This is a genomic window from Stenotrophomonas sp. AG209, assembly GCF_003550055.1.
Taxonomy (GTDB): Bacteria; Pseudomonadota; Gammaproteobacteria; order Xanthomonadales; family Xanthomonadaceae; genus Stenotrophomonas.
This window is the reverse complement of sequence record NZ_QXDB01000001.1, coordinates 2286010-2309674: the sequence shown is the minus strand read 5'-3', so window position 1 is coordinate 2309674 and position 23665 is coordinate 2286010. Positions and strand designations below refer to the sequence as shown.

General features: G+C 66.9%; 22 protein-coding genes. 12 read left to right on the top strand and 10 right to left on the bottom strand.

Annotated elements, in window-relative coordinates; all coding sequences use genetic code 11:
* Window positions 1-75: 75 nt before the first annotated feature.
* Window positions 76-1908 carry a M3 family metallopeptidase gene (locus tag DFO63_RS10730; protein WP_259337417.1) on the top strand — a complete coding sequence of 611 codons (1833 nt, stop codon included), beginning with the start codon at window positions 76-78 and terminating at the stop codon, window positions 1906-1908.
* A 25-nt stretch (window positions 1909-1933) separates the two neighbouring features.
* Here DFO63_RS10730 and DFO63_RS10725 read toward each other — a convergent pair whose 3' ends face one another.
* Genes DFO63_RS10725 through DFO63_RS10715 form a run of 3 tightly spaced genes read right to left on the bottom strand, consistent with a single transcriptional unit; the run spans window position 1934 to window position 4580 of the window.
* Window positions 1934-2605 carry a VOC family protein gene (locus DFO63_RS10725; RefSeq protein WP_119006880.1) on the bottom strand — a complete coding sequence of 224 codons (672 nt, stop codon included), beginning with the start codon at window positions 2603-2605 and terminating at the stop codon, window positions 1934-1936.
* A 54-nt stretch (window positions 2606-2659) separates the two neighbouring features.
* Window positions 2660-3739, bottom strand: coding sequence for an alpha/beta fold hydrolase (locus tag DFO63_RS10720; RefSeq protein WP_119006879.1), 1080 nt, complete (start codon window positions 3737-3739; stop codon window positions 2660-2662).
* A 13-nt stretch (window positions 3740-3752) separates the two neighbouring features.
* On the bottom strand, window positions 3753-4580 hold the full coding sequence (locus DFO63_RS10715) for an AraC family transcriptional regulator (RefSeq protein ID WP_101766242.1): 828 nt from the start codon (window positions 4578-4580) through the stop codon (window positions 3753-3755).
* On the opposite strand from DFO63_RS10715, the gene DFO63_RS22350 reads away from it, so the two are divergent.
* The 3 genes from DFO63_RS22350 to DFO63_RS10700 all read left to right on the top strand — a co-directional run bounded on the left by DFO63_RS22350 (window position 4549) and on the right by DFO63_RS10700 (window position 9084).
* Window positions 4549-5154 (top strand): hypothetical protein, encoded by a 606-nt coding sequence (locus tag DFO63_RS22350; RefSeq protein ID WP_259337416.1) that lies wholly within the window; start codon window positions 4549-4551, stop codon window positions 5152-5154. The two genes, DFO63_RS10715 and DFO63_RS22350, sit on opposite strands and share 32 nt — an antisense overlap.
* A 226-nt stretch (window positions 5155-5380) precedes the next feature.
* Window positions 5381-7783 carry a TonB-dependent receptor gene (locus DFO63_RS10705; RefSeq protein ID WP_119006878.1) on the top strand — a complete coding sequence of 801 codons (2403 nt, stop codon included), beginning with the start codon at window positions 5381-5383 and terminating at the stop codon, window positions 7781-7783.
* The gene (locus DFO63_RS10700) at window positions 7783-9084 is read left to right on the top strand and encodes an aminotransferase class V-fold PLP-dependent enzyme (RefSeq protein WP_119006877.1); all 1302 of its coding nucleotides are present in this window, start codon (window positions 7783-7785) and stop codon (window positions 9082-9084) included. Before DFO63_RS10705 ends, DFO63_RS10700 begins: the two co-directional genes overlap by 1 nt.
* 70 nt (window positions 9085-9154) lie before the next feature.
* Here the strand turns inward: DFO63_RS10700 and DFO63_RS10695 are convergent, their stop codons facing one another.
* The 4 genes from DFO63_RS10695 to DFO63_RS10680 are packed head-to-tail and all read right to left on the bottom strand — an operon-like array spanning window position 9155 to window position 13027.
* On the bottom strand, window positions 9155-10669 hold the full coding sequence (locus DFO63_RS10695) for a PLP-dependent aminotransferase family protein (RefSeq protein ID WP_049444114.1): 1515 nt from the start codon (window positions 10667-10669) through the stop codon (window positions 9155-9157).
* A 9-nt stretch (window positions 10670-10678) separates the two neighbouring features.
* The gene (locus DFO63_RS10690; protein WP_119006876.1) at window positions 10679-11278 is read right to left on the bottom strand and encodes a DUF6436 domain-containing protein; all 600 of its coding nucleotides are present in this window, start codon (window positions 11276-11278) and stop codon (window positions 10679-10681) included.
* Window positions 11278-11556: a hypothetical protein gene (locus tag DFO63_RS10685; RefSeq protein WP_235434874.1), complete on the bottom strand. Its 279-nt coding sequence runs from the start codon at window positions 11554-11556 to the stop codon at window positions 11278-11280. The genes DFO63_RS10690 and DFO63_RS10685 overlap by 1 nt, the downstream gene beginning before the upstream one ends.
* A gap of 55 nt (window positions 11557-11611) precedes the next feature.
* A complete protein-coding gene (locus DFO63_RS10680; protein ID WP_049444112.1) occupies window positions 11612-13027 on the bottom strand; it encodes a PLP-dependent aminotransferase family protein in 1416 nt (471 codons plus the stop codon).
* 183 nt (window positions 13028-13210) lie between these two features.
* Here DFO63_RS10680 and cyoA point away from each other — a divergent pair, with 183 nt between their 5' ends.
* The 5 genes from cyoA to DFO63_RS10655 are packed head-to-tail and all read left to right on the top strand — an operon-like array spanning window position 13211 to window position 17756.
* Window positions 13211-14116 (top strand): ubiquinol oxidase subunit II, encoded by a 906-nt coding sequence (gene cyoA, locus DFO63_RS10675; RefSeq protein ID WP_049444111.1) that lies wholly within the window; start codon window positions 13211-13213, stop codon window positions 14114-14116.
* A 5-nt stretch (window positions 14117-14121) separates the two neighbouring features.
* Window positions 14122-16098 (top strand): cytochrome o ubiquinol oxidase subunit I, encoded by a 1977-nt coding sequence (gene cyoB / locus DFO63_RS10670; RefSeq protein ID WP_014038802.1) that lies wholly within the window; start codon window positions 14122-14124, stop codon window positions 16096-16098.
* Window positions 16095-16730: a cytochrome o ubiquinol oxidase subunit III gene (gene cyoC, locus DFO63_RS10665; RefSeq protein ID WP_080347486.1), complete on the top strand. Its 636-nt coding sequence runs from the start codon at window positions 16095-16097 to the stop codon at window positions 16728-16730. Before cyoB ends, cyoC begins: the two co-directional genes overlap by 4 nt.
* A 1-nt stretch (window position 16731) precedes the next feature.
* The gene (gene cyoD, locus DFO63_RS10660; RefSeq protein ID WP_006399830.1) at window positions 16732-17064 is read left to right on the top strand and encodes a cytochrome o ubiquinol oxidase subunit IV; all 333 of its coding nucleotides are present in this window, start codon (window positions 16732-16734) and stop codon (window positions 17062-17064) included.
* Window positions 17065-17075: 11 nt separating this feature from the next.
* Window positions 17076-17756, top strand: coding sequence for an SCO family protein (locus DFO63_RS10655; RefSeq protein WP_119006875.1), 681 nt, complete (start codon window positions 17076-17078; stop codon window positions 17754-17756).
* A gap of 104 nt (window positions 17757-17860) precedes the next feature.
* Here DFO63_RS10655 and DFO63_RS10650 read toward each other — a convergent pair whose 3' ends face one another.
* Window positions 17861-18439, bottom strand: a complete 579-nt coding sequence (locus DFO63_RS10650) for a DNA breaking-rejoining protein (protein WP_119006874.1) — start codon at window positions 18437-18439, stop codon at window positions 17861-17863.
* Window positions 18439-20205, bottom strand: coding sequence for a S8 family serine peptidase (locus DFO63_RS10645; protein ID WP_014038799.1), 1767 nt, complete (start codon window positions 20203-20205; stop codon window positions 18439-18441). Before DFO63_RS10645 ends, DFO63_RS10650 begins: the two co-directional genes overlap by 1 nt.
* A 252-nt stretch (window positions 20206-20457) precedes the next feature.
* Here DFO63_RS10645 and DFO63_RS10640 point away from each other — a divergent pair, with 252 nt between their 5' ends.
* The 3 genes from DFO63_RS10640 (at window position 20458) to DFO63_RS10630 (ending at window position 22720) form a co-directional block, all read left to right on the top strand.
* The gene (locus DFO63_RS10640; protein WP_259337414.1) at window positions 20458-20868 is read left to right on the top strand and encodes a hypothetical protein; all 411 of its coding nucleotides are present in this window, start codon (window positions 20458-20460) and stop codon (window positions 20866-20868) included.
* Window positions 20869-20976: 108 nt separating this feature from the next.
* Window positions 20977-21417 carry a DUF2231 domain-containing protein gene (locus tag DFO63_RS10635; protein ID WP_014038797.1) on the top strand — a complete coding sequence of 147 codons (441 nt, stop codon included), beginning with the start codon at window positions 20977-20979 and terminating at the stop codon, window positions 21415-21417.
* On the top strand, window positions 21410-22720 hold the full coding sequence (locus DFO63_RS10630; RefSeq protein ID WP_119006873.1) for a sorbosone dehydrogenase family protein: 1311 nt from the start codon (window positions 21410-21412) through the stop codon (window positions 22718-22720). Before DFO63_RS10635 ends, DFO63_RS10630 begins: the two co-directional genes overlap by 8 nt.
* Before the next feature lie 180 nt (window positions 22721-22900).
* On the opposite strand, the gene DFO63_RS10625 is transcribed toward DFO63_RS10630, so the two are convergent.
* On the bottom strand, window positions 22901-23563 hold the full coding sequence (locus DFO63_RS10625; protein ID WP_119006872.1) for an exopolysaccharide biosynthesis protein: 663 nt from the start codon (window positions 23561-23563) through the stop codon (window positions 22901-22903).
* Window positions 23564-23665: the final 102 nt, after the last annotated feature.

The following is a 23665-nucleotide window of genomic DNA, read 5'->3' as shown; positions in this document are numbered from 1 at the left end:
ACAGGCGCGGCCGGGCAGCGCCTGCTAGGCTCGGAGCCTGATCCAGGCAGGGAGACGCCGATGCAGGCTCGCAGGATGCGTACCATCACCGCCACCATGGCCGTCGTGCTGGCGATGGCGCCCTTCACCGGCGCCCAGGCGCAGTCGCTGCGGGCCGACGATCGCGCCTACTTCGCCAGTGCCACCGCCGAACAGGCCGCGCGTGACGAACTTGGCAAGCGTGTCGAGGCCCTGCAGCAGGCATCCACCCTTGCGCCGGCGGAGCGCTTCCATCAGGCCGAAGTGCTGGAGGCGCAGTGCCTGCGCCATCACAGCTATCTGCATCTGCAGGCCGCCCGCAACGCGCGCGATCTTCGCCCGGCGCAGGCGCTGGATCAGGTGATGGGGCTGTGCAGCCGCATCGCCCGCACTGGTCGCGCGGCGCTGCGCGAAGCGCCTGCAGGCGCGGCGTGGGCAGCACCGTATGCCTTCCTGCGCGCGCGTGCGCTGAAGGAAGCTGCAGCCCCGGCCAATACCGCACTGGATGAGGCCGTGGAGGCGCTGGCCGATCCGGCGCTGGACAGTTTCGCGCGGCTGCGTGGGCAGATCCTGCGCAGTGCCGAGTACCCGCAGATCGAGCGTGATGGTCGGCACTGGGACACCGGGCACGACAAGCAGGCACTGGCCCAGCAGCAGGACCGCGCGTTGCGGGAAGCGGGCTGGAAGGGTTACTGGCAGGGCCTTCACTCGCGCCGTGAGCCGATGGCCTCGGTGCTGCTGGGCCTGGTGCAGGTGAACGATGCCGCCGCGCGCCTGCAGGGCGATGGCTCCGCACCGGCGCGGGGCTACCAGCGGATGGGCCTGGATGCATCGGCGGTGGACGCGACGCTGCAGGCGATCGAACGTCATGCAGGGGACCGTCGCGCCTACCAGGACATGCTGCTGCGCCACGCTGCGCGCTCCGGCATCGATGCGCCGCAGCTCTGGGACACCACGCTGCCCGATGCCGGCTACACGCCGCCGGTACTGACGCTGGCGCAGCTGCGCGACAATGCCGCCGATGCCATGCAGCACCTGGGCCCGGCGTATGTCGCCGAGCTGCGCGCGCTGCTCGATCCGGCCAACCAGCGTATGGATCTGGCCACCGAACGCGGTGACCGCAGTCAGGACGCGTTCTCGGTGAGCGCTCCTGGCGCGCCGGCGATGCTGTACGTCGGGGTGCGCAGGGGGGATCTGGAAAGCGATGTTGAAATCGCCCACGAAGCTGGTCATGCCATGCACGGTGAGTGGATGCAGCGCAGCCATGCGTCGCCGCTGCAGCGCAATGGCAGCCAGTGGCTGACCGAGGCGTTCGCGATCTACAACGAGCTGCGCTTCCGCGACCAGCTGTACCAGCAGGCACAGGACCCGCGCGCCAAGGCCTACTACCTGAAATCGCTGCTGGACGACATGGTGCTGCAGCTGTTCACCTCGTCCGAGGAAGCGCAGCTGGAGCAGTCGATCTATCGGGGCGTGGCCGCGGGCACCTTGGGCACCGCCGATGATCTGGACGCGCTGACCGGCCAGGTGCTGGCGCGCTTCGGTCAGGATCCGGAGCGCTATCCGCAACTGCGCAACAGCTGGATCGGCAAGCGCTTGATGTTTGAAGATCCGAACTATCTGGTGAACTACCTCTATGCAGGGCTGCTGGCAGTGCAGCTCTATGTGCAGGACCAGCGCGACCCCGAAGGGTTCCGTGAGCGCTATCTTGCCGTGCTGGGCGAAGGCTTCGACCGCGCGCCGACCGAGCAGGTGACGCAGCTGTTGGGGCACGCGCCCGACTGGCCGGCATTGGTCGATGCCGATCTGCAGGTGTTCAACCAGACGGCGGCGCAGCTGCAGGCGCTGCATGCGCAGGTTGAAGCGGGGCAGGGTGTGCGCACGCAGTAGCGCGCATCAGGTCTGGAACGGCAGGTCAGGTCGAGAAAACCCGCCAGCCCAAGGCATCGTCGCGGAGTTCGCCGGTGCCGGCGACGTCACCCACACGCAGCAACAGCCCCTGCGCATTCGGCAGGTCCTTCTGCTCGGGGAACCAGCGGCGATCGGCGGCGACCACGATCAGCAGGCCTTCGTCGTCGCCCATCGGCGCGAACTGCGGCGACGCCGGGCTGATCGGCTGCAGGCCGAAACGTTGGTTGGACTGCGCGCGCACGGCATCGACATCGTGGCTGGGCAGGCCGACTTCGCTCAGGCAGGTCAGCTCGCTGCCATGGAATACGCCTACGCGCGCGCTGGCCGGCAAACGGCGGCGGCCGATCAGTTCCAGGATCAAGCCGTCAGGGCCAGTGAAGTACACCGACTGCGACTGCCAGCTGCTTTCCAGCGCGAAGTAATCCAGTCCTGCCGGGTTGCGCTGTAGTGGCGTGCGCTCACGCAACCAGGTCATCGCCTCGCTGAAGCGGTTGTCCGGCACGTTGAAGGCCAGGTGCACGCCTCCGACCGGACGCCCAGCCGCAGGCTGCAGTTCGATCGTGCTCCAGCCGATGTGCACATGGTTGCCGACCACGCGCTGTTGCAGCACATCGTGGAAGTACGCGGCGACGGTGGCGACGTCGGATACCGGCAGGGTGAGGTGCAGCAGGCGCATGATCAATCCTCCCTGGACGTGCCCACTGTAGCGCCGGGCCACGCCCGGTCGCCACTAGCGCAGGGAGTGGGCGAAGAACTGCAGCGCTGCGTCCACCGCCAGCGCGTGGGTCTGGGTCTTCGGTACCGACGTGGTGCACAGCTCTGGCAACCGCTGCTGTCCTGCCGGAGTGCACGCGGCCAGGAAATCGTAATGGCCCACATCGGGCAGGCGTTGCAGCTCCGAGCCCGGCATCACCGCATGCATGGCTTGGCCATTGCTCTGTGGAGGCGCAACCGCGTCCGCTTCGCCCAGCATGATCGATACCGGCTGCCGCAACGAGGACAGCTGCTCGGGCGCAAATGCCTGCACGATTGCCGGCGCCAGCAGGAACACGGCGCGCACGCCAGGGATCGCGCGCGATTCGTTGGCGTGGGAGATCCACGGTGACAACGCGGATGAGTTCGCGGCGGCAATACGGGCGTCCATCGTGTGCGTGATGGCCTCCTGCTGGGGCCGGCAGACGCCGTCATCCGGATGCGCTTGGCAGAAGGCCAGAAGCCGCTGCAGGTCGGGGCGTGCACCGGCGGCCAGCAGCGCGGTGTAGCCACCCGCGGAGAACCCGGCCACACCCAGCCGTTCGGGATCGACGTGCGGACCCAGCAACGGATCGGCCTGCACCGCCCCCAGCGCGGCGCGCAGATCATCCGCACGCAGCCAGGTCAGCACGCTGCCGGGCAGTGTCATCGTGTCGGCACCGTTGTTGCCCGGATGATCGACCGCGATCACCAGGTAGCCCGCCCGTGCCAACGCGGTGCCCAGCCAGCCCATCATGCGCGCGCTGCCGCCGTTGCCGTGGGAGAACAGCAGGGTTGGCAGGCGTGCACCCGCGACCGGCGCATCCAGTGCCGCGCGGCCGACGTCGAACAGCGGTGCATCGGGCGGACCGATTGTCAGGGCGGTTTCCCTGCTGCCAGCGGGCGCCGGATACCAGACCGTGTAGCGCAGGGCGTCGCGGTGTTGCGCATCGCGCACCACGGCGCTGGCCACCGTGGTGGTGCCGTGGCGTTCGCCTGCTTTCCAAGGCTCGCCAGCGCTGGCGCCCCCCGCGGAGGCCATCAGCATCATTCCCATCACAGTGGCTTTCATGCGCATCCTCAGCTCCTTGTCAGCGTGGGCGTTCGTCCACCGGCAGCCAGATCTCCACGCCGCCGTTGCCGGTGTGCTCGTCGAAGCGGGTGTCGTAGCGTTCCAGGTCTGGTGCATCGGCCAGGCTGAGGCCGGAGCTGGGCAGGTAATGATCCAGCAGCCAGAACCAGGTCGAGCGGATGGTCGAGATATGTCCGCCGTGCCAGGCCACAAGATAGCGACGCGCCGGCACGTCCACTCGTTGCCAGTGCGCCGGCACGGTCGGCAGCGTGCTGGCGGGCAGTGCGGCGATGTAATCAAAGCCGCCATCGTCGTCGCTGTTGCAGCACACACCGAAACTGATCGGTGCCGGCGTCGGCCATTCGCGGTTGAGCTGCGCCCATTGGCCGGGAATCGCACCGCCACTGTCGCGGGTATGCCGCATACCGATGCCCGCCACCTGGAAAGCGGGCGTGTCGAGCAGTCGCGGCGCCTCACCGCAGGCAGCCGGCGCATCCTCCACGCGGATCGCCTGTACCAGCGCCAGTCCATCGGTGCCCTGTTCGCGTACGCGCTCCGGCGTCTGCCCGAACTGTTCGCTGAAGGCGCGGGTGAACGCCGCATGGGTGGTGTAGCCCGCGCCCAGCGCGACCTGCAGGATGTCACCGGCCCCGTTGGCCAACCGCTGCGCAGCAGCGGTCAGGCGCCGTCCCCGCAGATAGCGCACCACCGAGGTGCCGGTGCGGGCCTGGAACAGGCGTGACAGATGGAACGGCGACAGCCCCGCTACGGCGGCGATATCGGCCAGCGCCAATGGCTGGTCCACATGGGTTTCGATGTACCACAACGCCTTGCCTGCCGCGCTCATCCTGCCGTTCCCCGATTCCGATGCCGGGCACAGTAGCGGATCCTCAGGCAGGGCGTTTAGCAGTTCTTGCGCTGCCGGGGCTTTGCGGCTGCCTGCGTACCGGCAACAATGCGCGCTTCATGGACGTTATGAGGGGCAGGGAAATGCGATCGACGATGTGGGATGCCCGACCAGCGGAGCCAAGCCCATGATGGAACTGGTACTTGTCTACCTGGTGCTGCCCGCGGTGCTGACACTGGCCTTGCTGGTGCTGATGGTGAAGCGCGCGTCGCGCTGGAAGGGCAATCCCTGGCTTTATCGCGCCGGCTTCGCGTTCCTGGCCGGGTTGCTGTCACCCACGTTGCTGATGGGCGGTCACGGTGGGCTTCCCGGCCCGACCATCGGTGGGCTGGTGATGGTGCTGACGCGGTTGGAATGGATCGGTGACCTGCGTGCCAGCTTCATCGGGTTTGGCAGCAAAGACTTCGGGTTCCTGTCCGCTCCCTTCCTGGTGGTGTTCGCCCTCGCGATGTTTGTTCCGCTGCGAACGGCACGGCCGGCCCGCTTCGGTTTCGACGACGACAGCAACGGCTGACGCCGTGTGCGTGGCCATGAGGGACCGGGCGTGGGTCGGCGTTGCCCATCCACGCACGGCGTGGATCTACGGATGGGCTCTGGTAGCGCTCAACCCTGGTTGGCGCATCAAGTTGTCGCACTGACGTCATGGCTCCTTCACAGATCGGGCCGAGACTGCGCGCCTTGTCCAGCCCTGTTGTGTCCGAACAGGTGCTGGCCCAGTCGCGTCCTCCCGGAGCCTTGCCGTGCATCGTTCGAAGCTTTCGCGTTCCATCCTCCTTGCCCTTTCCATGGCCAGCGCAGGAGGCGCGATTGCAGCGGAGGCCGATGCGGTCGATGCCATGGCGGGCAGCCGAGCGGCGCCCACCCAGCTCGATGCGATGCTGGTCACCGGTACCCGCGCCTCCAACCGCACCCAGTTCGAAACGCTGGCGCCGGTGGACGTGTTCACCAAGGAAGACATCACGTCGGTGGAATCCACCGACCTGAAGGACGTGCTGGCGCAACTGGTGCCGTCGTTCGTGGTGCAGCGCCTGCCGATGGCGGACGGCCAGGTGTTCGTGCGCCCGGCCACGCTGCGTGGCCTGTCGCCGGACCAGACCCTGGTACTGGTCAACGGTCGTCGCTTCCATCGCAGCGCGCTGCTCGGCAACCGCGGGGCGCAGGCAGCCGATCTGGCACAGATTCCGACCAGTGCGATCAAGCGCATCGAAGTGCTGCGCGATGGTGCCTCGGCGCAGTACGGCTCGGATGCCATCGCCGGCGTCATCAACATCATTCTCGAGGATGGCCCCGGCACCGAGATCACCGCCGGCTATTCGCAGTACGCACAGGGCGATGGCGCGTCGCGTGATTTCAGCGCACGTACCGGCTGGTCGCTGGGTGACTACGGCAGCCTGGTACTGTTCGCCGAATCGTCGAATTCCGACGCCACCTCGCGCACCCGCCAGCGCCCGGATGCGATCGCCTTCCAGGCCGCGCATCCGGATCTGGACGTGCCCAATCCGGTACAGCGCTGGGGCCAGCCGGAACTGGAAAGCCGCCGCGTCGGCTTCAACGTGAAGGCCAATGCCAGTGACACGCTGGAGCTCTATGCCTTTGGCCTGTACAGCCACAGCGATGGCGTCAGCGATTTCAACTGGCGCAACCCGGACACCACCACCGGTGCCTACCGCACCACGGCGATCTTCCCCGGCTGGAACCTGCGTTCGATCTATCCGGTGGGCTTCAGCCCGCAGTACGGCAACGTCCAGAACGACCTGCAACTGGTCGGTGGCCTGCGTGGCGAGATCACTCCGAAGCTGCGCTGGGATGTCAGCGCGTCGTATGGCCGCAACGCCATCGACTACAGCTTGAAGAACTCGATCAATGCCTCGCTCGGCCCGGCCAGCCCGACCGACTTCGATCTTGGCCGCCTGACCCAGACCGAGAAGAACGCCAACGCCGACTTCAACTACGAGTGGGAGGTGGGCGCGCTGTCCAAGCCGATCAACGTCGCCTTCGGTGGCGAGTTCCGCCAGGAGACCTACCAGGTGCGTGCCGGTGATCCGGCCTCGTACGCGGTGGGCCCGGGCGCGGCCGCGGGCCTGGAGGCCAACTCCAACGGTGCACCGGGCTTCTCGGCCAGCCAGGCCGGGCAGTGGAGCCAGCGCAGCAAGGCGGCCTACGTGGATATGGAAGTGCCGCTGGGCGAGCGCTGGAGCATCGGTGCGGCCAGCCGTTACGAGGACTTCTCCAGCTTCGGCAGCACGCTGGACGGCAAGCTCTCGGCGCGCTTCGCGATCACCCCGGACGTGGCCCTGCGCGGCACCGTGTCCACCGGCTTCCGCGCGCCGACGCCGGCGCAGCTCAACACCACCAGCACCACCCAGGGGTTGGATACGCGCACGCTGCAGATCTTCACCAGTGGCCGCCTGTCGCCGAACGATCCGCTGGCGCAGCTGCTCGGTGCCCGGCCACTGAAGCCGGAAGAATCGCGTACCGCGTCGCTGGGCCTGACCTGGCGCACCGACCTGGGCCTGTCCGGCTCGGTCGATGTCTACCAGATCAAGCTCACCGACCGCTTCAGCCAGTCGGCCAGCTTTGCCATTCCGGCAGGCACGCCGAATCCGCTGGGCTATACCTCGGTGAACTACTTCACCAACGATTTCGATACCACCACCACCGGCGTGGACGTGATCGGCAACTACCTGCGCGATCTCGGCGCCGGCCGCATGACGCTGACCCTGGCCTACAACTACAACCGTACCCGCGTGGACAAGGGCAGCACCTCGGTGGCCACCAATGAGACCCAGCGCGTGCTGTTCGAAGATCGCCTGCCCGAGCACAAGGGCAGCCTCACCGGCAGCTGGGACATCGGTGCCTGGTCGCTGATGGCGCGCATGCGCTACTACGGTGCCTGGACCGACTCCAGCGGCAATGCGGTGGGCGATATCTACCAGCGTTTCGGGGCGATGAGCTTCCTCGACCTGGCCGTCGGCTATCGCATCAACGAACACCACAGCCTGCGCGTGGGCGCGGACAATGTGTTCGACCGCTATCCGGACGAAGCCACCTTCCAGGCCAGCCGCGGCCTGGTCTACTCGCGCAACGCGCCGTACGACACCGACGGTGCCAACCTGTACGCGCAGTACCGGCTGAGCTTCTGATGGACAGCCGCCGCCGTAACCTGTTGCGTGCCGGCACCTTGCTGCCGGCCGCAGCTGCACTGTCTTCACTGCCCGTCATGGCCGCCACGCGTTACGCTGCGCCCATGCAGATTCCCGCAACGACCGTAGCGCCGGACGTGCTGGCCCGCGATGAAGGCTACTGGACCGCCGTGGCCAGCCACTTCGACATCACCGATGAAGTGAACCATCTGGAGAACGGCTACTGGGGGGCGATGGGCCGTGAGACGCTGGCCAGCTATCAGCGGCACACCGCCGAGGTCAACCGTGGCAACGCGTGGTATGGCCGTCGCGAGTTTCCGGCGCAGTACATGGCGGTGCAGCGGCAGGTGGCCGAGTTGCTGGGCGTGGGCGCCGACGAGATCGCACTGACCCGTGGCGCCACCGAGGCGATGCTGGCGCTGATCGGTGGCTACAACCGCCTGCAGCCCGGCGACCAGGTGCTCTACGCCGACATCGACTACGACAGCATGATCGGCGCGATGCGCTGGCTGCAGCAGCGTCGCGGCGTGCAGGTCGAGCGCATCGCGCTGCCGGCCGTGCCCGACCACGCGCAGATCCTGCAGGCCTACGAGGCCGCATTCGAGCGGCTGCCACGCCTGAAACTGGTGCTGCTGACACAGGTCAGCCATCGCCATGGGCTGGTGCTGCCGGTAGCGGAGATCGCCGAGCGTGCGCGTGCGCGCGGCATCGATGTGATCGTTGATGCGGCCCATGGGTTTGGCCAGATCGACTACGTGGTGCCGCAGCTGAAGGCCGATTTCGTCGGCATCAACCTGCACAAGTGGATCGGTGCGCCGGTCGGTGTCGGCGCGATGTTCGTGCGCAAGGGGCGCGTGGCCGACCTGGATCCCTACATGGGCGAAACCGACGATGGCCGGGTGGGCAGCCGTGTGCATACCGGTACGGTCAACTTCGCCGCCTACCTGGCACTGCCGGACGCCATTGCCCTGCATCAGCGCATCGGCGTGGCCAACAAGCAGGCGCGCCTGCGCTACCTGCGTGAGCGCTGGACCGTGCCGGCGCGGCAGATGGCACATATCGAAGTGCTGTCCTCGCCGGACCCGGCGCTGGCCAGTGCGCTGGCCAGCTTCCGCCTGCGCGGGCGCACCAGCGTGGCTGACAACCTCGCGCTGCAGAAGCGCCTGCTGGATGAGCATCGCGTGTTCACCACCCATCGCGATGGCTTGGACTCCGGCGCCTGCGTGCGGGTGACGCCGTCGGTGTTCACCCGGCCGGAGCAGATGGATGCCCTCGTGCAGGCGCTGGCGGCATTGGGGTAGTGCCGGCCGCTGGCCGGCAACCTCATGATCCATGCATGCCGTTGCCGGCCAGCGGCCGGCACTACCTGGCCTACCGCTCGATCGCCGGCAACGCATCCGACAACAACAACCGATCAATCCGCCGCAGCGCACTTTCCAGCTGCCGGCGGTCCGCCGCCAGCCCCAACGACAACCGCACGCCGTTCTGATGCACTACCCCCGGCGGGCAGAACGCCGATGACGGTGCGATCGCCAGGCCCTGCAGCTGTGCGGTACGCACCAGCGTGGCATCGGTCCACGGCGCCGGTACCCGGCACCAGGCATGCAGGCCCTCGGCACGCTGCAGCAGCGACGGCGCCAGCAGATACCGCGCCATGCGCATGCGCTCGCGTGCCTCGGTGCGCACCTGCGCCAGCAGTGACTGTGCCGAACCATCCAGCAGCAGCTGGCTTGCCAGCGCCGCCACCAGCGGATGCCCCATCAACCGGGTGGCGCGCAGGGCCGACACCATCGCCTCGGCATGCGCGGCGCTTGGGCAGCGCACGAAGGCGGTGCGCAGGCCGGGGCTGATCACCTTCGACAGCGTCGCCACGTGGAACACATGACGCGGTGCCAGCGTTGCCAGCGGTATCGGCGTCTCTTCGGCAAGGTGCCAGTACGGATCGTCTTCGATCGCCAGCAGGCCTTCGCATTCCAGCACACGTGCCAGCGCTTCGCGCCGCTGCAACGACAGGGTCAGCGCGGTTGGGTTCTGGCAGGTGGGATTGAGATAGACCAACCGCGCGCCACTCCCGCGAGCCTGCCGCACCAGCGCCTCGGGGCACATGCCGTGCTCATCGCATTCCACCGGTACAAGCCGCCGGCCGAGGGCCCCCGCGGCCTGCAGCAGCCCCGGGTAGACCAGCGTGTCGCACAGGATCGCGTCGCCATCGCGACCCTGGCTGACCAGGATGGCGGCCAACGCCACCTGCGCGCCTTCGGTCAGCAACAGGCTGGCATCGTCCACCGCGCCCAGCATCGGCTGCAGCCAGCGCGCTGCCGCGTGGCGGTCGGTCGGGTTGCCGCCACCCAGATGGTAGGTCATCAGGTTCGGTGCGTTGCTGCGCGCAAGCACGGCGGCGGCACCGCGGCGCAGGGTCTCGGCCAGCGCATCGGCGTCGGGCACCGGCGGCACGTTCATGCTCAGGTCCACCACCTGGTCGAAGCCGGCCTTGGGCGGTGCGATGAAACTGCCCTGCGGACCACGCGCCTCGATCAGGCCGCGCTTGCGTGCTTCATCAAACGCCCGCGTCACCGTGGTCAGATCGACGCCAAGCTGCTGCGCCAACGCGCGCTGCGAGGGCAGGCGTTGCCCCGGTGCAAGACCACCGCGGCGCACCGTGCGTTCCAGCGAATTGACGATGCGCAGATAGATCGGCCCGTTGTGCGCGAGCACGTCCTGCACCCATTCGCGGGCTGCGACATCCGGTCGCGGCATGTACGGAGCATGTCGGGGCGTATCGTTGCTTCCAACGGCGGGAGCCTGTCCATAACCATCGGTCGGTTCGGACAGGTGACCGCCGTTGTTGTTTGCAGCGGCCGCACCGGCCAGCATCAGTGATGTCATTGCGCGTCCTCAGCGCTTGGCCTGCCAGGGGCAGTAGCAGCCCACGGCAAGCAGTCCTTTCGGGCGCACGGTTTCGCCGCGCACCAGTTTGTCCAGCAGTGGTTCGACGAAGCTGTTGGCTGAGTTGCAGACCATGCCGATGCTGTACGGGCCGGCGTAGGCGAGGTGGCCCTGGCGATCCCAGATGGCTACGGCGGGGCTGGCCGGGATGTGTTCGATGCCATCGATGGTCGGCAGGTTGATCACCTTGTTGCGCAGCGGCTCGGGCAGCTCGCCCTGGGTACCCGGGCGGCGGATCGCATAGAAGTCGATGCCGGCGCGGCGGTACATGCTGATCAGGTAGCTCAGGTGCGCACCGGTCTCGCGGTTGCACACGGCGCAGGCCGGGTCCCAGAAATGCACCACGCGGATGCGGCCGGTGTCACCGGCGAGATCGGCCGGCAGGCGCAGCTGCGAGTCGTCGAAGACGATGGCCTGCTCGGTGAAGGTGGACTGCGCGCTGTAGCCGAAGTACTGCCACAGCGCAGCCGCGACGCCGGCCATGAACAGGCAGGCGAGGGCGATCATCGTCCGCAGCAGCCAGCGGCGACGCGGCGCAGCTGCGCCCATCAGGAATCTTCCCGGCCGAACTTGTGCACGTACTGCTTGCGCATCTCACGGCAGGAATCGGCCTGTGCGCGGCGCTGGATCTCGCTACGCGATGGATCCTCGCTGCGCTGCACGCACTGTTCGATGGCGTGGCGCTCGGCGGCCTGCACGTCCACGGTCTGCGGCTGCAGGCAGACCCAGGCCAGCGCAGCCAGCATCAGCACCACAAAGCCGCCACAGCCGGCCATCACCAGGTGGAACTTCAGTTTCTCGGCGCGCATCGGGGCACGTCCCTTCATCCATACATTGCATACAAAATATCATTTTGTATGGATGAAGTGCCATGCACCCGGTTCAGACGATGGCGTTGTGCCGTGCCTCGGGGGCCTCGGACAGGATCTCGTTCAGCTTGGCCAGCGCCCCGGCCAGCGCGCCCTGGTCGACCGCGCCGCCCAGCGACAGGCGGATCGCGTTGCCCGGCGGTGGCTCTTCCACGCTGAAGGCATCGGAGCTGGCGATGCCCAGCCCCTGTTCCTGTGCGGCCTGGATCAGCCGGTACTGGTCCAGCCGCGGCGGCAGTGGCAGCCACACATGCAGGCCGGCCGGATGCGCCTGGGCACGGGCCGGCAGGTAACGGGCGGCAATCGCCTGGCGCTCGCGCAGCTCCTGTTGGAAGCGCCGCACCATGTCCTCGGCCTGGCCGCTGCGGATCCATTGCGAGGCCACCGCCACCATCGACTGCGTCGGCATCAGCGCGATCGCACGCAGCGCGTCCAGCACCGGTTCCATCGGTTCGCCGGCCGGCACCACCAGGTAGGCGGTGCGCAGGCCCGGTGCCAGGCACTTGGACAGGGTGGAGATGTAATAGACCGGGCAGCCCGCATCGCGGTGTGCGGCCAGCGGCGGCGCGGCGTCTCCGGCCAGCAACCAGTAGGGATCGTCTTCGATCACGGTCAGATCGTGGCGCTTCGCGACCGCCAGCAGCGCCTGCCGACGCTGTGCCGACATCGTCGCCGTGGTCGGGTTCTGGATGGTCGGCACCAGGTACAGCAGGCGCGGGCGACGCAGCTGGCAGGCCTCTTCCAGCGCTTCAGGCAGCATGCCTTCGGCGTCCATCGCCACCGGCACCACGCCCCGCTGCAGCACGCGCGCGGCGGCCAGCAGGCCCGGGTAGGTCAGCTGCTCGGCGGCGATCAGCTCGCCCGGCTGGGTGCGGGCCAGGATCAGCGCGCACAGCGCGGTCTGCGCGCCGGGGCAGATCACCACCTGGTCGGCGCCGACCGTGCCCAGCATCGGCGCCAGCCACTGCACGGCGGCGGCGCGGTCCTCGCGGGTGCCGGCACCGACGTGGTAGCTCATCAGTTCGCCCTGGCCCAGCTGCTGGCCGACGTGCTGGAGACCGGCCTCCATGCCCTGCGCGAACGGCGCGCTGCCCAGCAGCGGCGGGATGTTCATGCTCAGGTCGACCGAGGTGCTGCGGTTGCCGGCCGACAGTGCGATGAAGGTACCGCCGGCGCCCTGCGCATCGAGCAGGCCGGCCTGGCGCAGCTCGGCGAAGGCGCGGGTGACCGTGGTCAGGTCCACGCCCACCTGCTGGGCCAGGTCGCGCTGCGGCGGCAGGCGGTCGCCCGGGCGCAGCACCCCATCGTCCACCGCCTCGCGCACCTGCTGGGCAATCTGCAGGTACAGCGGGCCGGCGCCCTCGCGGAACGGGCGAACCCAAGTGCGATTGGGGTGCTTCAGGCGGCGGCCGGCGGCAGGTGGCGTCATCGGTCAGTTTTTTCCATACGTGCAGATGCACAAGTCCATACAATGATGTATCTTGTATGGGCTTGATTGGAGTGGTTCGCTTTTTTGTAGGCGACCTCGTACCCACAGTGTAGCCGCTCCACGCCCGGGCGCTGCGCGCAGGCGAGCCGGTCAAGCGCGCTTCTTCAACAGGGTTGACCTCCAATGAATATCTGCTGGAACCGCATCCGCCTGGCGCTGGTCGCCCTGGCCTGCGTCGGCCTGTCGGGCTGTGACTGGGTGCTGCTGGATTCGAAGGGCATGGTCGGGCTCGCCCAGCGCGACCTGATCCTGATCTGCATCGGCGTGATGCTGATCGTGGTGATACCGGCCATCGTGCTGACCTTCGTGTTCGCCTGGCGCTTCCGTGCCGGCAACACCAAAGCGAAATACACGCCGGACTGGTCGCACTCCACCAAGGTGGAGATCGTGGTCTGGGGCGTGCCGCTGCTGATCATCGCCGGTCTGGCGGTGATCGTGTGGAAGTCGACCCACGAGCTGGACCCGTACAAGCCGCTGGACGTGGCCGGTGAACCGCTGCACGTGGACGTGATCGCCACCGACTGGAAGTGGGTGTTCGTATACCCGGACCTGGGCATCGCCACGGTCAACCAGCTCAACTTCCCGGCCAACCGCCCGCTGGCGTTCAACATCACCTCCAACTCGACGATGAATACCTTCTTCATCCCGCAGCTGGGTGGGCAGATCTACGCGATGGCCGGCATGCGCACGCAGCTGCACCTGATCGCCAACGAGCCCGGCCAGTTCCGTGGCATGTCCGGCAACTACAGCGGGCATGGCTTCTCGAACATGAAGTTCATCGCCACCGCCAGCAGCAACGAAGAGTTCGAGCGCTGGGTGGCCGAGGTGCGCAGCGCACCACAGGCGCTGGATTTCAACCAGTTCAAGGCGCTGGCCGCACCGTCGAAGAACGCACCGGTGCAGCACTTCTCCAGCGTCGAACCGCTGCTGTTCAAGAAGGTCATCGACCAGTTCATCGGCGTCGGTGAGAACACCGCTGCTGCTACCCCGGCGGGTGCTGCCGGCGGTGCCCAGGTTTCCCAGGAGTAACGAACATGTTGGGTAAATTGACGTGGGAGGCCGTGCCGCTGCACGAGCCGATCGTCGTGGTCACACTGGCGGCCATGGTGCTGGGTGGCCTCGCGCTGCTCGGCGCGGTGACGTACTTCAAGCTGTGGGGCCCGCTGTGGCGTGACTGGTTCACCACCGTGGACCACAAGAAGATCGGCATCATGTACGTGGTGGTGGCGCTGGTCATGCTGGTGCGTGGCTTCGCCGACGCGCTGATGATGCGCGCGCAGCTCGCCGCGGCCGGGCCGGGCAGTGACGGCTTCCTGCCGCCGGAGCACTACGACCAGATCTTCACCGCGCATGGCGTGATCATGATCTTCTTCGTGGCCACCCCGTTCGTGGTCGGACTGATGAACATCATCGTGCCGCTGCAGATCGGCGCACGCGACATGGCGTTCCCGTTCCTCAACGCCTTCAGCTTCTGGATCTTCGTGGTCGGCGCCGCGCTGATGATGATCTCGCTGGGCGTTGGCGAATTCGCCATGACCGGCTGGGTGGCCTATCCGCCGCTGTCGGGCATCGAGTTCAGTCCAGGGGTCGGTGTCGATTACTACATCTGGGCGTTGCAGGCTTCGGGCATCGGCACATTGCTGACCGGCGTCAACCTGTTCATCACCATCCTGCGCATGCGTGCGCCGGGCATGACCCTGATGAAGATGCCGGTGTTCACCTGGACCGTGCTGGTCACCAGCGTGATCATCATCGCCGCCTTCCCGATCCTGACCGTGGCGCTGGGTGCGCTCACCCTGGACCGCTACCTGGACTTCAACTTCTACACCAACACATTGGGTGGCAACCCGATGATGTACGTGAACCTGGTGTGGGCCTGGGGCCATCCGGAGGTGTACATCCTGGTGCTGCCGGCGTTCGGCATCTTCTCTGAAGTCACCGCCACGTTCGCGCGCAAGAAGCTGTTCGGCTACAAGTCGATGGTCGGTGCCACGCTGGCGATCGGCATCCTGTCGTTCATCGTCTGGCTGCACCACTTCTTCACCATGGGTTCCGGTGCCAGCGTCAATGCCTTCTTCGGCATCATGACGATGATCATCGCCATTCCCACCGGCGTGAAGATCTTCACCTGGCTGTTCACCATGTACGGCGGCCGCGTCGAGTTCAGCGTGCCGATGCTGTGGACCATCGCATTCCTGGTCACCTTCACCATCGGTGGCATGACCGGCGTGCTGCTGGCCATCCCGGGCGCGGACTTCCTGCTGCACAACAGCCTGTTCCTGGTCGCGCACTTCCACAACACCATCATCGGCGGCGCGCTGTTCGGCTACCTGGCCGGTTTCGCCTACTGGTTCCCGAAGGTGTTCGGCTTCACCCTCAACGAGCGCCTGGGCAAGTGGTCGTTCGCCTGCTGGGTGATCGGCTTCTACCTGGCCTTCATGCCGCTGTACATGCTCGGCTTCATGGGCATGACCCGCCGCATGAACCAGTACGACAACCCGGCGTGGACGCCGTACCTGATCGCCGCCTTCATCGGTGCACTGTTCGTGTTCGCGGGCATCATCCTGATGCTGGTGCAGATCTACGTGAGCGTGCGCGACCGCAAGCGCAACCTGGACCTGACCGGCGACCCGTGGAATGCACGCACGCTGGAATGGGCCACGCCGTCGCCGCCGCCGTTCTACAACTTCGCCGTGGTGCCCAAGGCCGATGAGCTGGATGCCTTCCACGAAGCGAAGAAGCGTGGCCTGCCGCCGCCGCCGAAGAAGTACGCACCGATCCACATGCCGAAGAACACCGGCGTGCCGCTGATCCTCAACATCTGGATCCTGGTGCTGTGCTTCGCCCTGGTCTGGCACATCTGGTGGATGGCCGCGGCCAGCTTCATCGCGATGATCGTCACCCTGATCGTGCGGTCCTACGACGAGGACGTGGACTACTACGTCAGTTCCGAAGAGGTGGCGCGCACCGAAGCGGCCAGCCTGGCCAAGTTGAAGGAGGTACGCGCATGAACCTGTTGACCCGCCCGGAGCTGGCCAGCGACACGCAGGCGCAAGAGGACCACCACGAACACGACCATGGCCACGAACAGGGCGGCATGAAGGTGTTCGGCATGTGGGTCTACCTCATGTCCGACCTGGTGCTGTTCGGTTCGCTGTTCGCCTCGTACGCGGTGCTCAGCACCGCCTACGCCGGCGGCCCCACCGGCAAGGAGCTGTTCTCGCTGCCGTTCGTGATGGCCGAGACCTTCCTGCTGCTGGTCTCCAGCATCACCTACGGCCAGGCCGTGCTGGCGATGCATCGCCACGACACCTCGGCAGTGCTGCGCTGGCTGGGCGTGACCTTCGTGCTCGGTGCCTCGTTCATCGGCATGGAGATCTACGAGTTCTCGCACCTGATCCACGAAGGCGCGGGCCCGAGCACCAGCGCCTACCTGTCGGCGTTCTTCGCGCTGGTCGCCACCCACGGCCTGCACGTGGCCAGCGGCCTGATCTGGATGGCGGTGGTCATGCATCAGGTCTACCGCCGTGGCCTGACCCCGACCAACATCACCCGCGTGTCGTGCCTGAGCCTGTTCTGGCACTTCCTGGACCTGGTGTGGATCTGCGTCTTCACCTTCGTCTACCTGATCGGAGCCTTCTGACATGGCCCACGTCGAAACCTCGCGCGCCGGCAATGCGCACGGCTCCACCAAGTCCTACCTGATCGGCTTCGTGCTGTGCGCGCTGCTGACCGTGGTGCCGTTCGCACTGGTGATGAACCCGGTGCTGTCGCGGCCGCTCACGCTGTTCCTGCTGGTCGGCTTCGCGGTGGCGCAGATCCTGGTGCAGCTGGTCTATTTCCTGCACATGGACCGCAAATCCGAAGGCGGCTGGAACCTGGCCAGCTTCGTGTTCACCCTGGTGATCCTGTTCATCGTCGTCGCGCTGTCGGTCTGGATCATCTGGAGCATGCACTACCACATGATGATCAACTGAGCCTGCGAACCGTGAAAGGCATTGCGTTCCCCCATCGTGGCCTGCGGCTGGCCGCAGGCCTGCTGCTCGGCCTGCTGGCCGGCTGCAGCGCGCAGTCGCGCATGGACTTCTATTCCAAGGACATCGCCTGCGAAGAACTCGGCCAGCACTGGTCGATGCCCGACAGCCACGGCACCGTGCGTGGCCCGAACGACCTGCAGGGGCAGGTGACCTATCTGTTCTTCGGCTTCACCAGCTGCCCGGACGTGTGCCCGACCACGATGGTCGAGCTGAGCCAGGTGAAGCACCTGATGGGCAAGGATGCCGATCAGCTGCAGGTGGTGTTCGTCAGCGTCGACCCGGCCCGCGACACGCCGGAGGTGGCGCGTACCTATGTGGAAGCGTTCGACCCCAAGGCGATCGCGCTGGTCGGCAACGAAGCGCAGCTGGCAGCGATGGCCAGCGACTTCAAGGCGTTCTACGAGAAAGAGCCCGGCCAGGTACCGGATACGTACACCATGAGCCACATCGCCGGTGGCTACGTGTTCGACCGCCAGGGCCGCCTGCGCCTGTTCGCGCCGTACGGCATGCCGGTGGACAAGCTGTTCTCCGACGTGCAGCGCCTGCTGCTCGAGCCCGGCCACCCGGCCGCCGGCAACGGTCCGCTGGCCAGCTGCAGCTCAAGGCACAGCGACACACTCGCCGCCCGCTGACGCCACCTCTGCCGCGGTGGGTGCCGACCGTTGGTCGGCACACCCTGACATCAATCCCCCGGCCGGCCAGGAGAGCCAACCGGCCAGGGGCACCACTCAACGCCTTACTTGGTCTCTTCCCACTGCACCACGTCCGGCTCGGTGGCGCGGATACCGGCGGTGGACAGCAGCTTGGTGCTCGCATCCAGCGCCGCGTTCACCGACGGGTACTCCACGATGGCCTGGCCCGAAGCCTTCGACACCTTCACCACGGTGCCACCGGTGGCGGTGGCCGCGCGCTGGGCCGAGGCCGCATCGGTGAAGAACACCTTGACCCGCGACGTCGCCACCACCGGCGCTCCGTCACGGGAGACCGCCGCCGCGAACTTGCCGGCACCGGCATCAGCAGGCGCGGCCGCTGCGCTATCCAGCGAACGCTTGGTACGCGCGCTGGTGGTCGCCGCCGCCTGCGGGGTGATCGTGAACTGGCCGCCGCTGGCCTGCTTCACCGTGGTCGAGGGAGACAGCTGGAAGCGCGTGCCGCCCACATCGAACGAGCGGCCGGTAGCGGACGCCTTCAGTTCCTGCGCATCCACGGTCGACAGGGTCCTGGCCGGAGGAGTCTGCCCCGAGCTCTGTGCCCAGGCAGGGGAGGTCATCGCCGCGAAGGCGAGCGTGCTCAACAGAATGGTGGTCTTCATCATCAGTGCCCCAGAACGCGGATCTTGAAGAATTCGAGGTTGCCGCGCGATGCTGCGGTCGCGGCCTGCCCCATGTCGGTCACTTCCAGCGTCCAGGTGCCGCTGGCATTCTCATCCAGGAAGGCATTGCTGGACAGCAGGTCCCAGCTGGTGAAGTTGCTCTGCGCGCCACCCGTGCCCGAACCGATCGCGGTGAACGCCGGCTGCACCACGCTGCGGGTGCCGCTGGGCGACACCAGCACGAACTGCAGCTGGCGCGTGTTGCGGTGGTTGACCCGGAAGCCCAGCTGCACGCTTTCGATGTTGCGCGCGCCGTTGGCCAACTGGAAGGTCAGGCGTGCGGCGGCAGCCGAGGTGTTGCCGATGGCCACGGTACGGGTCGTGTTGCGCCAGCCGCTGTCGACCAGCGGTCCCAGCGACTGGAAGTTCTCGGCGACCTGCACTGCACGCGCAGCGTTGACCACACCGAAGCCATACCAGTTGCTGTAGGCACGGTTGGCCGCATTCACCGTCCAGCCCGGCACCAGCGTGCGCCCGTCGGCCAGCGTCACCGCCGGCTGGTTCGGGTGGTTGCGGGTGGCGGTGGTGGCCAGGATGTACTTCACATCGCGATAGGACAGGTTCGGATTGGCTTCCAGCACCAGTGCCGCCACGCCCGAGACCATCGGCGCCGACGCCGAGGTGCCGTTCATCTTGGCGGTGTAGTTGCAGGTGCTGTCGATGGCCGACAGGTTGCTGTCCAGCGTGTTCTGGCGGTTGGTGTTCTTGTTGCTGCCCTGCGCGCACCCGGTCACGTCGGTGGTGACGATGGCCGGATCGTAGGCGCGTGCCACCAGGCCGGGGGCGTACTGCGCCTGCAGGCCGTACTCGCCGCCAAAGGCCGACACCCACAGGGCCGAGCCGGTGGAGGAGTACGACGAGCGCACGCCATCGGCGCGCACCGCGCCTACGGTGATCACGTTGAACAGGTTGTTGCGCGGATCGCGGCCGGCCGGCACGCAGCCGGTGTTGCGGTTCTTGGTGTCGGTGGTGCAGACATCCTGGGTCTGGCTGATCGAGGCATTGTTGAAGTTGTTGCCGGCCGACTTCACGTAGATGCCGCCGCGGCCACCACGCGTGCCCGACAGTGCCTGCTCGTACGAACGAATCGTGTTTTCGCTGTACGCCAGCGGCAGGTTCGGATTGCCCGGGCCGGCGCCCCAGCTGTTGTTGAACACCTGCACGTCGGCCGATTCCGCGCCATCCCACCAGGCGTACTCGATGTTGCTCTGCTGGTTGCCCAGGGCTGAGCGCGAAATCGGATTGAAGCCCTTCAGCGTCGCTGCCGGGGCCACACCGCGCACGCCCAGGTTGTTGGCGCCCACCGCACCGGCGATGCCGCCGACCATGGTGCCGTGGTTGTCGACATCCGGGTTGGTGGGGGTGGGGTTGTTCGAACCGTTGGTGAAGTTCTTGCCGGCCACCGCCGCCACGTTGGCCGCCAGGTCCGGATGCGCGATCTGCAGGCCGTCATCGACGATGGCGATGGTGACGCCCTGGCCGCGGATGCCGTTGCGGAACAGGCCATCCACGTTCAGATCGTTGCCGGCCACCGGCAGCGTGTCGGCCGGTACCGTCTGCCCGGTGTTGAGCAGGTGCCACTGGATGCCCGCCAGTGGATCGGCCTGTTGGGCCTGGGCGGTGGCGGCCAGGCTGCCCAGCACCAGGGCAGTGGCAAGGGCCAGGCGCGCGGAGCGCGGTGGCGCGGAGCGTTGCGTGTGTCGCTTCATACACGAATCCTTCTGTTGTGAATCGGCATGGCAGGACGGCGGGGCGGGACTGCCCCATCGCAACGAGCCAAACGCGACACAACGAACAACCCCCTACCTCTTCACACAGGCAATCTGCAGATGTGCCAATTGCGTCACAAACACTTAGTACGTCTGGTTATGACAGTGCACACAAACATCTTCACGCCATCTTCGCGCGATTGAATTTGTTTCGTGGGAAACAGGGAGAACCACTTGCAGATGACCACACACATGAAGAACGAACGGCTGCGCGGCCGTGCGCGCGCAGATCAGGCCTCGCTCTCGGTCGCCGCCATCCGCAAGGTGGTGCTGGCCGTGCATACGCGCAGCCACGACTATGGCGACGATGCCGATATCGCCGAGTTGCTGCCCGAACTGGCAGCATTCGGCATCACCACGGTGAAACCGCTGCGCCTGTTGATGAAAAAGCACCGTCGCGCGCTGCTGCAGGAGGAGCGGATCGTCATGCGACGCGCAGAGACGCTGCATCTGCGCACCGAGTGGCGGCCCGGTGGCATCGACGTGCATGCCAACACCAGCCGCTACGCCATTGGCGGCCTGGTCCGCACCAGCATGGAACACGAATTCGGCTTCGAGACGATGCTGCCCTTCCACGAGGTGCGCGAGGACGAATCCGCGTAGCGTGGTGCCTGCCCGGTGGGTGTGGCAGCTCCGCCGGGGCGTCATCGCGCGCCCTCACATCGCGCTGTGTTACTACAGCCCGTGCACCCTTCCGCACGGAGCACGATGATGGTCAATCCGCTCGCCCAGGCCCATCGCGGCCTCGGCACCACGCTGTTCAGCCTGTTGAACCCGATACCCTTCGGCTTCTTCGTCGGCGCGCTGATCTTCGACGCGATCTATCTCAACAGCGCCGAGGTGATGTGGGGCAAGGCCGCCGCCTGGCTGATCACCTTCGGCCTGCTGATCGCCATCATTCCGCGCCTGATCAACCTGTTCGCGGTCTGGCGCCGCAACGGCACCGCCACCCGCATCGACCGCATCGACTTCTTCCTCAACCTGGTCGCGGTCGTGCTGGCCATCTGGAACGCCTTCGTGCACAGCCGCGATGCCTATGCCGTCGCGGTGCCGGGCACGATCCTGTCGGCGCTGACCGTGGCCCTGATCGCACTGGGCCTGATCCTGCTGTCCATGCAGCCGCCGGTGCTGCAGGGAGGTCGTCATGGCTAGGCACATCCTGCCCACCGTGGGCGCCCTGGCGCTGGCCGTGATGCTGTCGGCCTGTGCCGGCAAGGCCGAATACCATCCCGCTGACCAGTCCGGTGCACAACCGCCGTTGCCGGCACCGAAGAACTTCCTGATGCCGCCGATGCAGGTGCCCACGGGCGTCGGCTGGGCCGAGGGGCAGTCGCCCACGGTGGCCGAGGGCCTGAAGATCGAGCGCATCACCGCCAACCTGCTGCATCCGCGGCGCCTGCTGACCCTGCCCAATGGCGATGTGCTGGTGGTGGAAGGCAACGGCCCCGGCGAAGAACCGGTCACCACGCCCAAGCAGTGGATCGCCGGCAAAGTGAAGGCGCGCTCGGGCAAGGCCGGCAAGGGCGGCAACCGGGTCACCCTGCTGCGCCGCACACCGGGCACGAACACCTGGACCCAGCATGTCTACATCGAGGGCCTGCATTCGCCGTTCGGCATCCAGCTGATCGGCGACACGCTGTACGTGGCCAACACCGGCAACATCGTGCAGTACCACTACGTACCCGGTGAAACCCGCATGTCCGACAAGGGCCGCGAGTTCACCGACCTGCCCAGCACCATCAACCACCACTGGACCAAGGAACTGCTGGCCAGCCGTGATGGCAGCAAGCTGTATGTGGGCGTGGGTTCCAACAGCAACATCACCGAGAACGGCCTGGCCGTCGAGTACCGCCGTGCGGTGGTGCTGGAAGTGGACGTGGCCACCCGTGGCAGCCGCATCTACGCCTCGGGCATCCGCAACCCCACCGGGCTGGACTGGGAGCCGAGCACAGGCCAGCTGTGGGCAGTCGCGAACGAGCGCGACGAGATCGGTGCCGACCTGGTGCCGGACTACCTCACCTCGGTGAAGGAGGATGGTTTCTACGGCTGGCCCTACAGCTACTACGGCCAGCACGTGGACGAGCGCGTGCAGCCGCAGCGGCCGGACCTGGTGGCCAAGGCCATCACGCCCGACTACGCCATCGGCTCGCACGTGGCACCGCTGGGCCTGCTGTTCTACACCGGCCAGGCACTGCCGGCGCAGTACCACGGTGGCGCCTTCATCGGCGAGCACGGCAGCTGGGACCGCTCGCCGCTGAGCGGCTACGAAGTGGTCTACGTGCCGTTCAAGGACGGCAAGCCGACCGGGCGGCCGCAGACCGTGGTCAGCGGTTTCGCCTCAAAGGACGAGAAGACCCTGATGGGCGCACCGGTGGGCATGGCGATGGACGCCGAAGGCGCGCTGCTGGTGGCCGACGACGTGGGTGATGTGGTGTGGCGGGTGTCTGCCAAGTAGCTCCGTAGCGTCGAGCCACGCTCGACTGCTGTGGATCCGGCCTTTGTAGAGTCGAGCCATGCTCGACTGCTGTGGATCCGGCTTTTGTAGAGTCGAGCCATGCTCGACTGCTTCTGCCAGCAGCAGTCGAGCATGGCTCGACTCTACAAAAGCCGGAAGCAGCCGAGCGTGGGCCCGGCGCTACACTTCCGAAGGCGCCGCGCGCAGCCCGCTGAACACCGACTCGGCAGCAAACCCCACGCCCCCCAGCAGCACGCCGAAATACACCACCGTAGCCACCACGAAGCCGTAACCGGCCGCCACCGCCGCACCATCGCGCTGGATGAAGCCAATCGCAAACGACATCAGCGCCAGCGCCGGCAAGGTATTGCTGAACGGAATCGGCCCGGCCGGCGCCATCAGCAGCAGGGTCGCGAACACCAGCATCAGGTTGTTCAGGCGCATCATCTTCTTCGAGCGCACCATCACTGCCAGCCGCATCGGCCGCGACAACCCCTCCATGCGGTGCACCCACTTCAGCGCACGGCCGAGGTTGGCCTTCAGCTTGTCGGTGGCGATCTCGCGGCGCGCCAGCTTCTGCGGCACCCACAGCGGGCGGTTGCGCACCCGGCTCAGGCCGATCAGCAGGATAGAGGCACCAAACACCGTACTCAGCCCGGGAATCGACACGGGGATGATGAAGATGGCCGAGAGCAGGATCACGATCAGCAGCAGGCCCTCATCGCCCAGCGCGCTGAGCAGGGTGCCGACGCTCACCTGGTCGCCGGGCAGCTCGTCGATCATCTGCTCGATCTGCTGGGCCAGAGGGGCGCTGTCGTTGGTTTCGGGGGCACGGTAGGTCATGCGTCGCAAGATTCTCCAGGGAAGGGCGGTCAATGGGCCGTCCTGCGGTGGGGGACGCACAGGCTCCCGCAGTATCCCGGCCAACGTGGGCAAAGAGGTGAA